This window comes from Bradyrhizobium sp. SPXBL-04 (assembly GCF_051853035.1).
Lineage (GTDB): Bacteria > Pseudomonadota > Alphaproteobacteria > Rhizobiales > Xanthobacteraceae > Bradyrhizobium > Bradyrhizobium zhanjiangense.
Map to the genome: position 1 here is coordinate 4641336 of NZ_CP182472.1, position 13851 is coordinate 4655186.

10 protein-coding genes and 1 tRNA gene are annotated in these 13851 nt (G+C 65.3%); 3 read left to right on the top strand and 8 right to left on the bottom strand.

What is annotated here, in order from left to right:
* Window positions 1-2: 2 nt before the first annotated feature.
* The 6 genes from ACNJX8_RS21920 to ACNJX8_RS21945 all read right to left on the bottom strand — a co-directional run bounded on the left by ACNJX8_RS21920 (window position 3) and on the right by ACNJX8_RS21945 (window position 11104).
* Window positions 3-341 carry a lipid-A-disaccharide synthase N-terminal domain-containing protein gene (locus tag ACNJX8_RS21920; protein WP_439356727.1) on the bottom strand — a complete coding sequence of 113 codons (339 nt, stop codon included), beginning with the start codon at window positions 339-341 and terminating at the stop codon, window positions 3-5.
* Window positions 338-1075 (bottom strand): glycosyltransferase family 2 protein, encoded by a 738-nt coding sequence (locus tag ACNJX8_RS21925; RefSeq protein WP_438108461.1) that lies wholly within the window; start codon window positions 1073-1075, stop codon window positions 338-340. Before ACNJX8_RS21925 ends, ACNJX8_RS21920 begins: the two co-directional genes overlap by 4 nt.
* Before the next feature lie 64 nt (window positions 1076-1139).
* Window positions 1140-1985, bottom strand: coding sequence for a phosphatase PAP2 family protein (locus tag ACNJX8_RS21930; RefSeq protein WP_439356728.1), 846 nt, complete (start codon window positions 1983-1985; stop codon window positions 1140-1142).
* Window position 1986: 1 nt separating this feature from the next.
* On the bottom strand, window positions 1987-3729 hold the full coding sequence (locus ACNJX8_RS21935) for an ArnT family glycosyltransferase (RefSeq protein ID WP_439356729.1): 1743 nt from the start codon (window positions 3727-3729) through the stop codon (window positions 1987-1989).
* Between the two features lie 50 nt (window positions 3730-3779).
* Window positions 3780-5888 carry a penicillin-binding protein 1C gene (pbpC, locus tag ACNJX8_RS21940; protein ID WP_439356730.1) on the bottom strand — a complete coding sequence of 703 codons (2109 nt, stop codon included), beginning with the start codon at window positions 5886-5888 and terminating at the stop codon, window positions 3780-3782.
* A gap of 11 nt (window positions 5889-5899) precedes the next feature.
* The gene (locus ACNJX8_RS21945) at window positions 5900-11104 is read right to left on the bottom strand and encodes an alpha-2-macroglobulin family protein (protein ID WP_439356731.1); all 5205 of its coding nucleotides are present in this window, start codon (window positions 11102-11104) and stop codon (window positions 5900-5902) included.
* Between the two features lie 405 nt (window positions 11105-11509).
* On the opposite strand from ACNJX8_RS21945, the gene ACNJX8_RS21950 reads away from it, so the two are divergent.
* Window positions 11510-11586 (top strand) — tRNA-Arg (locus ACNJX8_RS21950).
* A gap of 486 nt (window positions 11587-12072) precedes the next feature.
* Here ACNJX8_RS21950 and ACNJX8_RS21955 read toward each other — a convergent pair.
* On the bottom strand, window positions 12073-12492 hold the full coding sequence (locus tag ACNJX8_RS21955) for a hypothetical protein (RefSeq protein ID WP_439356732.1): 420 nt from the start codon (window positions 12490-12492) through the stop codon (window positions 12073-12075).
* Between the two features lie 35 nt (window positions 12493-12527).
* Here ACNJX8_RS21955 and ACNJX8_RS21960 point away from each other — a divergent pair, with 35 nt between their 5' ends.
* Window positions 12528-12734, top strand: coding sequence for a hypothetical protein (locus ACNJX8_RS21960; RefSeq protein ID WP_439356733.1), 207 nt, complete (start codon window positions 12528-12530; stop codon window positions 12732-12734).
* Between the two features lie 247 nt (window positions 12735-12981).
* Here the strand turns inward: ACNJX8_RS21960 and ACNJX8_RS21965 are convergent, their stop codons facing one another.
* Window positions 12982-13305, bottom strand: a complete 324-nt coding sequence (locus tag ACNJX8_RS21965; RefSeq protein WP_128955989.1) for a hypothetical protein — start codon at window positions 13303-13305, stop codon at window positions 12982-12984.
* A 54-nt stretch (window positions 13306-13359) separates the two neighbouring features.
* Here ACNJX8_RS21965 and ACNJX8_RS21970 point away from each other — a divergent pair, with 54 nt between their 5' ends.
* Window positions 13360-13581: a hypothetical protein gene (locus ACNJX8_RS21970; RefSeq protein ID WP_439356734.1), complete on the top strand. Its 222-nt coding sequence runs from the start codon at window positions 13360-13362 to the stop codon at window positions 13579-13581.
* Window positions 13582-13851: the final 270 nt, after the last annotated feature.

Consider the following 13851-nt stretch of genomic DNA (forward strand, 5'->3'; position numbering starts at 1 on the left):
GGTCAGCGGTCCAGCGTCTTAGAGGCGCTGCCGCGGTTCTTCACGATCAGCATGATGTTGCGGATATAGATGATGGTCGCGAGCGCCTGTCCGAGGATGATGACCGGCTCGCGCTTCACCACGCCGTAGATCAGCGTCATCAGCCCGCCGCCCATGGAGCAGAACCAGAACGCCATCGGCACCACGCTGTTGCCGGCGCGTTCGCTCGCGATCCACTGCACCAGGAAGCGCGCGGTGAAGAACAATTGTGCGACGAGGCCGAACGCGAGCCAGAAATCGAACTTGGCGACGAAGACGTCGTAGAGATAGTTGCTCAGCGCCTGACCGTATTGGATGATCATGCGTTCACCTCGGTCACATCTGGCGTCGTCTTCTTGCGGCGGATCAGCCACCACACGCCGGCGAGATCCATGATGCCAATCCACAGCCGGTCGAAAAAGCCGTAATTCGACACGCCGGAACGGCGCGGCCGGTCGATCACGTCGACATAGGCAATGTCGTAGCCTTCGCGGCGGACCAGCGCCGGCAGGAAGCGATGCAGCCCGTCGAAATAGGGCAGCATCAGGAACACGTCGCGCCGGAACGCCTTCAGGCCGCAGCCGGTGTCGCGCGTGCCATCCTTCAGGATCGCGTTGCGAACGCCGTTCGCCACGCGCGACTGTAACTTCTTGAAGCCGGTGTCCTTGCGCCCGATGCGCTGGCCGGCGGCGAGCCCGACGCGCCCTGCTCCCTTCTCGACCGCCGCGATCAGGTCCGGCAGGAATGCAGGATTGTTCTGGCCGTCGCCGTCGAGCGTGGCAACGATCACCCCGCGCGCCGCACGCACACCGCTGCGCACGGCTGCCGATTGGCCGCCCGATCTCGCATGGCGGAGCTGACGCAGATTGTCCCGCTGCTTCATGATGCCGGCAAGCCGCTCGCCGGTCGCATCCGTCGAGCCGTCGTTGACGTAGATGATCTCGTAGGCCCAGCGGCCATCGAGCGCCGCCGTGATCTCCTCGATCAAGGGCGCGATGTTGTCGGCTTCGTTGCGCACGGGAACGACGATGGAAACCGATGGCTGGGACGTCGACAAATCAAGGCTCGTGGTTGGAATTGGCCTGCCTCCAAGGAACCGGCGCCCCGGCAGGCAGCCGCTTTTATGGGGCGGATGCACCGTGGGCAACCCTTTTGAGACGGCTCGATACCGCCCCGGGAAGCGGCACGATCGTGCCGTCCGCGCGGATGGCAAAGCCCAGCCTTCGAGCCGCGAACCAATAGCGGACGGCCAAGGCGCCGACCGTGCCGACCATGGCGCCGGCCACGACGTCGCTCGGGTGGTGCGCGAGCAGCACCAAACGCGTCAAAAGGATCACGATTGCGTAAGTGAACATGAACACGCGCAGGCGCGGCCACAATGCTGATACAGCAAACGCCAAGGCGAACGCTGCCACTGCGTGGCCCGACGGCAGGCTGGCGTAAGCCCCCGTTCCCTCGAATGGGATGAAGTTGAACGGATTGGCCTGTCCGCCGACGAACGGACGTCCGCGTCCGATGAGATATTTCAGGATCTCGGCGACCAACGCTGACACGGCAACCGACAGAAACATGAATTGCAGCCGCGTGCCGAGGCCAAGCAGCAGCGCACGGCGAGTCCCGTGCAGCCCTGCCGCAACGAACGCCACAGCCACAAGCGCAGCACCCAGCACCGACAGCACATACTCGTCCTTGCCGAAATCGGTGAGGATGCGGATTGGCCACAGGCCTGGCGTGCCCCGCGCCGGCATCAGCTGGATCTCGGTCAGATCGAACGCGACCATCAGCACGATGACCAGGGCTGCGCCCGCTGCACTGATCCAGAGCGAATGCCGCGCCAGCTTTCGGGCGGCCTCGGCGCGGCGCGAATGCGAAGGCGTGCGCACGAGTTGCGCCAGCGCATGCCAGGACACGGCGAGCACTTGCGCGGGATAGCCTGCAGGCGGCCCAATGTCGTTCGGGGCCCGCATCCTATTCGGTGCCTTCCGAGCGGAAGATCGAGATCGCGATCGCGCGCCCTTGCGAGAAATTATAGCCCTCGATGCGCGTACCGACCTTGTAGCGCAGCCCGATCGCCTCGGCGCGCTGCACGAAGCTACGCTCGGAGCGTTGCTCGATCAGCGCGAAGCGACAGCTGCCCTGCCGCAGGAAGTCGGCCGCGCCCGAGCCGTCGGTGAGCAGCGTTTGCGTGCCCGTCAGGAAGACGAGGCTCGGTTCGTGATAGCCGGCAGCAGCCGCCTTCGGTCCGACGCACGTGACGTTGCGAAGCGCGCGCGCGATCTCGATGCTCGGAAACAGCGGGGTCAGCGACGGCAGCACGATGCCGTAGACCGTCACCGCCAGCATCAGCGCAGCGACCAGCGCGTTCAGCAGCGAGCGCTCGGCGCGATTGTTGTCGTAGAGCCACCAGGCGAACAGGCCGAAGATCAGCGATGCCGCGATGAACGGCCAGGCCACGAAGGCCGGCTGGCGCGTCAGCATCACCGCGCCGACCACCGCGATGATCGAGGCGGCCGCGGGGATCGCGAACCACCAGGCCGAGCCGCGCATCAGCCAGGACCGCGACAGCACACGCCGCTCCACCGCCCCCGCGGTGAGGATCGCGATCGCGGGGTACAACGGCAGCACATAGTGCGGCAGCTTGGTCAGCACGGCTTCGAACACGATCCACGACGGGACCAGCCAGGCCAGCAGGAATTGCGCGCCAGGTTCGCGCCGCGCCCGCAAGACCGCGGGCGCCGCCATAGCCGCGAGCGGCGCGCCGGGCCAGAAGGTGATCCAGAACAGCGCGAGGTAAAGCCCTGGAGGCGCGCCATGGGATTCCTGGGCGCCTATCTTGCTCAACATGTCGCCGCCGACGGAATCGGCGAAGAAGGCATCGCCCGCGCGCCAGAAGATCGCGACGAACCAGGGCAGCACCAGCACCAGCATCCACATCAGGCCCCAGACCGGGCGCAGCCGCCACAGCCAGGAGGCGTCGCGGTCCTGGATCGCGAGCGCCACGATGGTCAGGCCGGCAAACATCAGGATCAGCGGACCCTTGATCAGGATGCCGACGGCAAGCGCGCTCCAGAAGATCGCCGGCCAGCTCCAGGGCGGATGGGTCTCATCTTCCGCTCGCTGCCAGGACAGATAGGCCCGCGCCATCGCCCCCATCGCGGCGACCACGCAGAGCAGCAGCATCGCATCGGTCTTGGCGAGACGCGCCTCGACACCGAGCAGCACCGAGGCGCACATCATCAGCGCCGCCAGCACCGCGGCGCGCCGCGTGACGAAACCAAGCGCGGCCCAATAGGTCATGAGCACGGCACCGATCGCTCCCAACAGCGATGGCAGCCGGTAGACCCAGATGCGCAATTCGGCCTTCGGCAGCTTGAGCGCCGCAGCGGTTTCGACCGCGGCCGATTGCAGCCAGTAGATGCCGACCGGCTTCTTGTAGCGGACATCCTCCTGGAAGCGGATGTCGACATAGTCGCCACTCTCGACCATCTGCTTCGTGGCCTGGGCAAAGCGCGCTTCGTCGCGGTCGATCGGCGGGATGGTGAAGAAGCCCGGCAGGAATAGCAGCAGTGCGCACAGCACCAGGAAAACGACCGCACGAGCGTGGCTGGCCGTGACGATATCGAGCATGCGCACGAGCCCGCTGCCTGGATTGACGGGCGATTTCGGCTCGCGGGGGGTCCCAAAACGGGGAGTTGGGTAGGTCTCGGCCATTGGTTCCGCTTACGCTGAAACCGCCATCGCCACAACCGCTTAAGCCGGGCTCATTGAATTCGAATGACAACTGTGTCCGCCGCGCCCGTGGCGTCGATCACGGTGAGCCGCGCAAAGCCCGGACCGGGCGGGTCGATCAGCCGCTGGCGACGGCCGTCGATCTCGCCGAGCGCGGTTCCATTAACCATGACGGTCATGGGTAGAACGCCGCCGGCGACTTTGACTGGCATGGCTGCGCTCTCCCGACCACCCGATCGATCGACGTCGATCCGCGAGCCGTTGAGCGGAAACTGAATGTGCAGCGCCTGCTCGCCGCCGGTGCGCACCAGTTCCCCGACCGGACGGAACCTCTTCAGCGGCAGCGGCAACTTGCTGTTGCTGGCCACCAGGGTTCCCTTCGGCGGCTTCGGCAATGGAACCAGAGTCTTGCCGGTCCGGGCGAAGGCGTCGAACAGGATCGGCGCGGCGGCGACACGCCCGATCAGGCCGGGAACCGGCGCACCGTCGGGCCGGCCGACCCAGACGCCGATGGTCATGCGGCCGTCGAAGCCAACCGACCAGGCATCGCGATAGCCGTAGGAGGTGCCGGTCTTGAAGGCGATACGGTTATGGGCGGCATTCTCCGGGGGCGGCGTGCCCAAGAGCACGTTGCCGACCTGCCAGGCCGCAACCTGATCCAGCAGCCGCAACGGCTCACGGTCATCCCTGTCAACGATGATCTCGCGCAGCGGCTTGGTGGTGCCGAGCCGGGCGAAACCCGTATAGAGCTGGACGAGGTCCTGGAGCGTGACGCCGACGCCGCCGAGACCCATGGCGAGCCCCGGCGCCTCGTCCTTGGGCAACACGAGATTGCCGCCAGCCTGCCGCAACCGGGAGGCCAGCCGGCTGGCGCCGACGCGATCGAGCAGCACGATGGCGGGCACGTTCAGCGACAATTGCAGCGCCTTCCTCACCGGTACCGTGCCCTGGAACGTCATGTCGAAATTTTCCGGCGCGTAGGAGCCGAAGCGGACCGGCCGGTCGTCGATCAGGCTCTCCGGATGGACAAAGCCATCCTCGAAGGCGAGGCCGTAGATGAAAGGTTTCAGGGTCGAGCCCGGCGAGCGGATGGCGCGGGTCATGTCGACCTGCCCTGCCCGGTTCTCGTCGAAATAATCGGCCGAGCCGACGCGGGCGAGCACGTCGCCGCTCTCATTGTCGACCACGATGATGCCGACCGAGATATTGGGCCCGAGCGCGATGGCACGATCACGCGCCAGCGGCTCCAGCACCTTCTGCAAGTTCGCATCCAGCGTCAGCTTGATGACCGGCGCGTCCTTCACGATCGAAAGCGCGGTGTCGGAGGCATGCGGCGCCAGGATCGGCATCGGCTTGCGCAGCTTCGGAATGGCAACGGCCTTGGCCTGCTTCGCGTCCTCCACGCTGACCTGATGCTCGGAGACCATCCGGTCGAGCACGCGGTCGCGCGCGATGCGGGCGGCCTCGGGATGGCGATCAAGCCGGCGCGTCTCCGGCGATTGCGGCAGAGCCACCAGCAGCGCGGCCTCCGCCAACGATAGCCGCTTCGGCTCCTTGCCGAGATAGGCGATCGACGCGGCCCGGATGCCTTCGAGATTGCCACCGTAAGGGGCGAGCGCGAGATAGAGATCGAGGATCTGCTCCTTGCTCAAGCTTCGCTCGATCTCGATGGCCCGCACCATCTGCCGCAGCTTGGCATAAAGCGAACGCTGTCGTCGCGGCTCCATCAGCCGCGCAAGCTGCATGCTGATGGTCGAGCCGCCCGACACGATGTGGCCGCGCGTTGCAAGCTGCAATGCGGCCCGGCCCAGCGCCAGCGGATCGATGCCGTCATGGGCGTAGAAGCGCTGATCCTCATAGGCGAGCAGCAGTTTTAGATAGGTCGGATCGACGTTCGTCCTGGCATCGACCGGCAGCCGCCACCGCCCATCCGCCATGGCATAGGCGCGCAGCAGCTTGCCATTGCGGTCGACGATGGTGGTGGAGACCTGCCGCGCCTCGTCGAGCGGCAAAGGACCGAGGGAGTAGACCCAGGCGACGAACCCGACGATAGCGAGGATGAAGGCAAAGGCGACGGCCGACAGGGCACGCATGACGCCGCCTCGCCCTGCCCTACCGCCGCCCTTGCTGACTTCGTTCATCCCATTCTCACTCACTTCGCCGCCCGCACCTCGACGGTCCCCGTCCCGGTGCGGCCGTAGCGCGAGGGATTATACATGTCCTCGACATAGGCCTGCGGCAGCACGTATTTGCCGGGCGAGACCGCCCGCACGACATAGGCGACGGTGAAGACCGATTTGGAATCCGAGGCCCGGTCGACCGCCGCGGTGAAGCGGTCGTCGCGGAATTCGGTGTCTTCAGGCTCCTCGCCATCCTCGATCCAGTCCAGCGTGCCGCTGTCGCCGGAGGAGACCAGCTTCGGGTTGTCGATCTCGAGACCCGCCGGCAGATAGTCCGACACCATGATGTGGCCGTATTCGGGCTTCGCCTCGGTGATCTTCAGCACCACCGCAAAGCGCTGGTTCTGCTTGACCTTGCTGATGTCGGCGGGCTTGCCGTCGAGCGTGAAGTAATTGCGCTCGATCTTGAAGCCGTTCGACGCCGCCGGCTCCGGCGTGACCGGCGAGCCCGACACCGAGACCACCGCCTGCACTGGCGCATCGCCGGTGTTGGTGATCTTCAGCGGCTTGCCCTCCAGCGTCGCGGCCTTGTAACTGCGATAGAGCGCGGTCTTGACCGGCTGGCCGTCCACTTCCATGGACAAGTTCTCCTTGGCCAGCGCCCGCGCCGCCAGCACCAGCCAAGCATTCTCCTGCGTGGAGGTGTAGGGCGTGAGCCCGCGCGCGGTCTCGACCCGCGACACCGCCTGCGTCAGCGTTGCCTTCGGCGCGTTGCCTTCGCTGGCGAGCGACACCAGCGCCGCGGCATCGCGAAGCTGCGAGCCATAGTCGGTGCGGCCAAACTCCAGCACGGGTTTCGGCGCGAGACTGTCGAGGGCTGCGCCATAGACGCGTTCCGCGCGGTTGCGGTCGCCGACCAGCGCCAGCGCCGCCGCAAGCTGCGACTTCGCGATTGGGGTTGCGAGGTTGCTCAGCTTGGTATCGGCGAGATAGCGGAGATCGCCGATGGGAGCCGCGCCATTGCGTGCGAGCACGTAGAGGCCATAGGCGAGCTCGCGGCCACCGTCCTTCTCCGGCTCGTTGGCATTGACGACGGAGTTGCGGATGCGGTCGAGCGCATTCTTGAACAGCACATCCGGCACCGCAAAGCCCTTTTCGCGGGCGCGGGTCAGGAAGTCCGTCACATAGGCATCCAACCAGGCATCGTCGCCGCCCGCCAACCACAGTCCGAACGAGCCGTTCGAACCCTGGCGCGCCAAGAGCCGCTCGATCGCGTCGCGGATGCGCTGGTCAACCTCGGTGTCCATGGCGAGGTGCGCGCCGGCGGCGAGATCGTTGACGTAGAGCAGCGGCATCGCGCGGCTCGTGATCTGCTCCGAGCAGCCATAGGGATAGCGGTCGAGCGCTTTCAGGATCGTCGCCGCATCGAGCGCGGTTGACAGGCTCGCCGAGACCGAGACGCTGCCGGTGCCCGGCACGAGGTCGGAGAACATGTCCGGCGTCAGCGTCAGGCTCTCGCCCTTCGCCAGCGTGCGGATCGAACGCCGTGCCAGCACCTGCGTCGCTGCTTTGACGTCGAGCGCATAGTGACGCGCGAGCGTAAGGCCGTTCGGTCCCTTGATATCTACGTCGAGCGTGGCCTGCCCCGCCGCCGTCGCGTCGATGGCCAGCGAGAACGCGTTGCGCTGCTTGGCGGCGAGCTTGACTGTGGTCGCGGGGTTGCCGGTCATCTTCACCGGGCCGGCTGTCTTCACGTTGATAACGTAGTCGCCGGCCTGGCCCTCGACATTGTCGATCTCGAGATTGACCGTGCCGCGGTCGCCGTTGAGCAGGAAGCGCGGCAGGGTCGTCGTCAGCACCACGGGATCGCGGATCACGACATCGGTGTTGGCGTGACCGAGTTTCGTGGCGGTCCACGCCACCGCCATCACGCGCGCGGTGCCGGCGAACTCCGGAATGTCGAAGCTCACCTCGGCTGTGCCATCAGCAGCAACGGTGACGATGCCCGAATACAGGGCCAGCGGCTTCTGCGTGGGCGGCGAGCCCTGAAGTTCGCCCGCACCGGCATCGCCGCCGGACTTGATCTGACCGCGCGTGCCCGACATGCCGTCGATCAGCTGGCCGTAGAGATCGCGGATCTCGGCGCTGAGGCGGCGCTGGCCGAGATAGTATTCATCCGGTGCCGGCGGCTTGTAGTTGGTGAGGTTGAGGATGCCGACATCGACCGCGGCGACGACGACCTTGGCGTCCTCGCCCGGATTGAGTCCGTCAAGCCTAACCGGGATCTTCAGGGTCGAATTCGGCCGGATCAGCGCCGGTGGCGTCAGCTTCACCTGGAGTGTGCGGGTCTGCTTGTCGATGCCGAACCATTTCAGGCCGATCGCCCGGCCCGGCATGCGCTGCGCGGCCGCATCGAGCGGACGGCGCAGCGTCGCCACCACATAGGCGCCGGTGCCCCAGTCCTTGCCGATTGGAAGCTTCACCTGCGCTGTGCCTTCCTTGACGTCGATGGTCTGCGTCGTCAGCAGGCGGTCGCCGAGCACGTTGATGGTCAGCTTGCCGGCGCTGCGCACATTGACGGACACCGTCATGGTGTCGCCGGAGGCGTATTGCGGCTTGTCGATCGAGGTCTCCAACAGGTCCGGCGTGTCGGCGCTGCCGTCGGAATACCAGCCGACGTCGAACTGCACCGAGGTCACCGGGCCGTCGGCGTCGTTCGACTTCACATCCAGCCGATAGCGGCCGGGCTGGGGGTTCAGCGAAATCCGCGAGGGCTTGTCGGCGGCGATCACAACATCACCATCGGCAACGCGCGAGGTCGACTTGACCGGCTCGTACTCCCAGTAATTGTTCTGGCGGTACCACTGGTAGCGCGATTCCATCTTCAGGAGCTCGTAGCGCAGGCCATCGCGGGCGAGTGTCTTACCATCGGGCGAGACGAACACGACGTCGAACTCGGCCTTGTCGCCCTCGGCGACGTTCTTGTCGCCGAACAGCGTCTTGACGCCGATCATGGCGGTCGCCGGCGCGATCGGCAGCACGAGCTTGCGTTCGACGGCACGGCCGCCGGTCTCGACCATGCGGACGAACATCTGTGCCTCCTGCGGCCGCGTCGAGGCCGGCTGCTTGTCCAGCGTCACCGGGAAGGTCGCAACGCCGTTGGCGTCAGCTTCGGGCAGGTTCTCCAGCGGCGTGCGCTCGTTCGAGGTGGTCTCCTCGTCGTCGACGCCGAACTGGTAGCCGGCAAAGCCCGGGCGCTGGCTCGCGGGGGCGACCAACATATCACCTTCGAGCTGAAGGCCCGAAGCCGGCGCGCCATAGAGGAAATGACCGTCCGCCTTCAGCTCCACTGGAGCATTAGCTTTGATCAGCTTGTCCTTGGCGGACAGTTCGAATTCGATCCGATCAGGGACGTAATCCTCGACCATGAAGGTGGTCTCGCCGACCGATGTGCCCTTTGGGTCGGTAAAGGCGCGCACCCGCCAGGTCCCGGTCGGGACGGCCGAGTTGAGAGGCACGGCGAGGGTGCGGCCGCCGGCACCCTGGTCGGAAAGCACAGCGCGGCGGAATTCGACGCCGTCGGGACGCTCGATCACCAGCGTCAGTGGCCCCCCGGTGACCGCATTGCCCTGCCCGTCACGCAGCAGCGCGGTGAGATAGACGGTCTCGCTGGAACGGTAGACGCCACGCTCGGCATAGACGAAGGCATCTGCGCCGGCCGGGACTGCGCGCCCCGAGACGCCGCGGTCAGACAAGTCAAAGGCGGAGGTCTTCAGGCTGAGGAAGGCATAATCGGCCTTCTCGCCCGTGACCGTCAGCAGCGCCGGCGACAGCCCACCCTCCCCGCGCGCGAGCCCCGCCTCGAACAGCACATGGCCGCTGTCGTCGGTCTTGCGGGTGGCCAAAATCTCATTGTTGCGGGCAACCAGGCGCACCTCGGCCTTGCCGACCGGATCGGTCGAGGCCAGCGAGTTGACGAAGACGTGGATGCCGTCATTGCCGGAATAGGCCGACACGCCGAGGTCGGAGACGATGAACCATTGCGTGGCGAGCTGGTACTCGTCGTTGGAGCCCGGCCCCTTGGCCGCAGCGGTCATGACGTACACACCGGGCTGGAGCTCGCCGAGCGCCTGGTCGACCGGGAAAGCCGTGGTGACGTCCTGGTTCAGCGTCATCGCGGTCGCAAGCTCGCCGGACCAGACCTTGACGCCGCGCTCGTCGCCGAGATCTGAGAGCTGATATTTCGACAGCGTCTTCTGGAAGTCGCTGTCGACGACCGTGTTGATCAGGTTGCGGTCGCCGATGCGGAACACGTTGATGCTGACCGCGGGCGTGTTGACGCTGACCACGGGAATGCCGCGCTGGCCAGTCCTGGGCAGCACATAGGCGCGGCTAGTGAAGCGCACGAAGGGTTTTCGGTCGCGCACATAGACGTTGAACTCGGCCGATTTCGGCAGGCCCTCCTTCACGGCCGACGGCAGGCCGGCGCGCAGGTTGATGTTGTAGCGCTCGCCGTGCTTCAGCCCGTCGACGCAGAGCTGCTTGCCCTCGGCCGACAGCGCCGGCTTGTCCTGTCCCGCCAGCGCCAGGAACGGCGCGAAGTCGGTGCGCTTGGCAAGCTCTTCCGAGAACTGGAAGCAGGCACGCGGGCTCGCCGAATCCGAGTCCACGGTATAGTCGAGCAGCCGAAAGCCGTGCTCGTCGCGCAGCTTCTCATACTGGCCGCGGACTTCGGCGACCTCGCGCATGTCCAGCGACAGCCGCATTGCATCCAGCGCCGGCCGCCACAGGTTGCGTTCGGCCATTGACTTGCCGAGCACGGCGAGCGCGTCGGCCTCCTCGCCCGGATTGCCGGCGCGCATATAGGCGATGTAGGCCGCGGTCGAAGCACGCTCCCAGAGGAACGTCTGCTCGCTCGACGTCTTCGGCGAGATCTGGAAGATGACCTTGGCGAGCCGCAGCCAGTTGCCGGCATCCTCCGGCGTGGTCGCCGCGATCTGCCCGAGCACCGAGAGGCCGGTGCGATAGTCGTTGCGCCGGAAGGCGGCGTCGGCATCGGTACGCAGCGTCGCGCTGGTCTTGGCGACCGGGCCCGCTTCGCTCTTGATCTGGGCCTCCAGCTTGATCGCGGAATCGGCGAGATCGTCCCGCTTGAACGCCTTGTCGGCGGCCTGTGCTGCGCTAAGGCCGAGCGCCAGCGTGGCGCAGAGTGTGACGGCGCGGATCAGACCGATCATGATGGACTCCCGGAAATCGCGGACGAACGCCGCGGCGGTAAATGAAATGCGCGGAATGGTGACGGACTCAAGGCGATGGAACCAAAGGTGCAAATCGTCGCATTCGCCATGACAAAGGCAAGCCCAGAGGAGACCGATCAAGATACCGCCGCGCACGCCGTCCTGATGGCGCAGCAATACCAGACCAGTCGACCGGTGGCCGTGTCCCGGAAGCTAGCCAGCGCTCCCGGCGATGTGATCCATCGTCCAGTACACTGCCGCTCAACCCGGCACCCTGACACCCCACCGTTCCGCTTTGTCGCGGCTCTGAGGAAAACGGTTCGGTTCAGACTTGGCGAAACGCCAGATTTTTCATATTGGCATGGTAGATGAACAGCCAGCCCCCGAACCGGGGCGGCCGAAGACGGTCCCGTAGCTCAACTGGATAGAGTAGCGGATTTCTACTCCGCGGGTTGCAGGTTCGAGTCCTGCCGGGATCGCCAGCCTTTTACCTGACAATTCAGAATCTTACGCGCGTATCGGCTCTGTTCTGCGAGCCCTTTCGTGTTGCGCGGCGTTCTCTGTCGCTTGCGGCAATTTCAACGCGATACGCGGCATTCCCAACTGCTCCACGCAACACGGGCGCAACACCGCCCTTTCGCCTTCTGTTCACGACGTGGGGGAAGCAATGAGTGCTGTCGATATCGTCGGCTGGATCTTGCTGGCCGTTACGCTGGCGGTCACGTTGTGCATCGACAACAAGCCACGCGCATAGCCGTTGTCCACACCCACGACAGGCCGTAGCTCGCGCGCATTCCGAGCCGCTAGGAATCGATAATTTGCGAGGTACTTACGATGCCGCTTTGATGGCGGCATGCCTCGCCCGATCAAACGTCACACGCCTACGCTCGCAGACGGCCGGCCGCTCAAGATCAGCTTCGGCCAGATGCGCGAGACGGGGCTGTGCGGCGTCCTGGTCTAGCCGAGACCTATTGCCGCTCTTCGTATTTGTCGCAGCGAGGATCGCTTCGCTTCACCCGGACAAGCTCCCGGAACATCGGCCCGTCACAGTGGAGCAGCGTGTATTCCTTATAAGAAGGCGCTGGCACGCGCCAGCAAAGAGCCTTACCGCCGGGCACTGTGTACGTATCCCCGCGGCTTGTCGTGTAGCTGCACGCCGACTCAGGCGTCTTGATCTTCTCTTGTGCGTGAGCTTGGGCCAGCGAGGCCAACGCGAAGAACGCCACCGACAACACGCGCATTTTGCTCTCCTCCACAACCGTGCGGTCGTAGGCCTCGGAGATAAGGCGGGAACGTCGGCGCCACGACGGCACACTGTCAAAGCTGCAGCATACAGCTCCCAGAAGTGCGCGCGAAGAGCCGACTTCCCTTATCTTGCGCTCGGCCACGCTTACCCTCCAGCCTGCCGGGCTGGGGGATAGACATGGTTGCACAAGGCTGGGGGCGGCCTTTCGAGGATCCGATTAAGGTGGGCGGCCGCAAGCTGGTGACGTTGCGCGACGCCGGTGAGTACATCGCAGGGCTTCCGAAGGCCGAGCACGACGCGCCGGAATGGCAAGCAGCCGTGGAAGCGCTGATCCTGGTAGCCGAGAGCGGCGGACCACCCCGAGGACGTAGCGTTCGAATATGAGGTTCTCGAATAAACGCGCATTCGCCGACGTGGATGCGCCTTCTAGGCCAGTACGCCTGGGTGGCCCGCCAGCGTGAACCGGCGGGCACGTGTCACACACCTGTGGCATGGCCATTGCACAGTCGAAACCAACTGGGATTTCAGTGCTCAGTTTGAGAATGAAACGCTGCCGGGACATGTATTTCGAGCCCGGCAGCGTCTTGTTTTAGGACGAGTGGGACAGATCCTCAGCGGCGCTCTTCCGGCATCAGGCGCATGGGCACATCTCCGGGGACTGCTGCTTGGCCTCTTCCGGATCATCGTCCTCCCGGTCACAGTCGTTCTGCTCAAGGTCGTTATAGCCAGACGACCGCCACGCGTGGGCCTGATCTATGATGCGATCGAAACTGCCCAAGGACGGCTCGGCATCCTCCGGCGGCTCGCATTCGTCGGCGCCGGGCGGCTGGCCATAAGCCACGCCGCACGATGGCTCAAGGTCCGGATCGGCCTCCAAGCTGTCGAGGAAGTCGATTAGATCCTTGACCAGCTCCCGGGCATGGCGCGCCATTCCGCCGTCGATCGGCGTCCCCAAGAAGGCCTCGAGGCGAAAGGCAACCCTCTCGGAGGCGCTGGCGAGTCGAATGCCATGGGTAAGGTGAAGGATTTCTCCGATATCGGCGGCCGGCACATGGTGCGCCTGAATGACAGCACTCAGAGCCGCAACAGCTTTGCGAGCCGCTTGGCCAAGAAATGCCAGGTCAACCGGATCGGTAACGACTGGATGACCGCCGGCGTCTTCGTGCCAGCCGAGCCGAAGGCTAAGCCGGCGAAGAAGAAGCGGGTCAGTTGGAAAGTAACGCTTCGTTAAAATAGCTGGGCCGTCCCCATATGGGGAACCTAGGGAGGGCCCAGAGCGCGATCAGCGCGCCGCCGCGAGGCGCTCGGAGCGTAGCTTGAAGAGCTCCAAGAGCGGCACAACGTCCACCAAACAACCCGTCCTCAGGAATAGAAATAGACCAGAGGCAGAAAGACGTATGTCCACCAGGCGAAGCCGGCCAATCCGGCCAGGACGAGCATATCCTCGTCGGTCATGGGGATCTCCGAGAACAGTTTCGATTACCCTCCAACCAACGAGCGG

Bases quoted from the DNA above. Each gene is read 5' to 3' on its own strand.
- ACNJX8_RS21935 (WP_439356729.1), bottom strand. From the start codon at position 3,729: ATGGCCGAGACCTACCCAACTCCCCGTTTTGGGACCCCCCGCGAGCCG.
- pbpC (WP_439356730.1), bottom strand. From the start codon at position 5,888: ATGAACGAAGTCAGCAAGGGCGGCGGTAGGGCAGGGCGAGGCGGCGTC.
- ACNJX8_RS21970 (WP_439356734.1), top strand. From the start codon at position 13,360: ATGGGTAAGGTGAAGGATTTCTCCGATATCGGCGGCCGGCACATGGTG.
- ACNJX8_RS21920 (WP_439356727.1), bottom strand. From the start codon at position 341: ATGATCATCCAATACGGTCAGGCGCTGAGCAACTATCTCTACGACGTC.
- ACNJX8_RS21945 (WP_439356731.1), bottom strand. From the start codon at position 11,104: ATGATCGGTCTGATCCGCGCCGTCACACTCTGCGCCACGCTGGCGCTC.
- ACNJX8_RS21930 (WP_439356728.1), bottom strand. From the start codon at position 1,985: ATGCGGGCCCCGAACGACATTGGGCCGCCTGCAGGCTATCCCGCGCAA.
- ACNJX8_RS21960 (WP_439356733.1), top strand. From the start codon at position 12,528: ATGGTTGCACAAGGCTGGGGGCGGCCTTTCGAGGATCCGATTAAGGTG.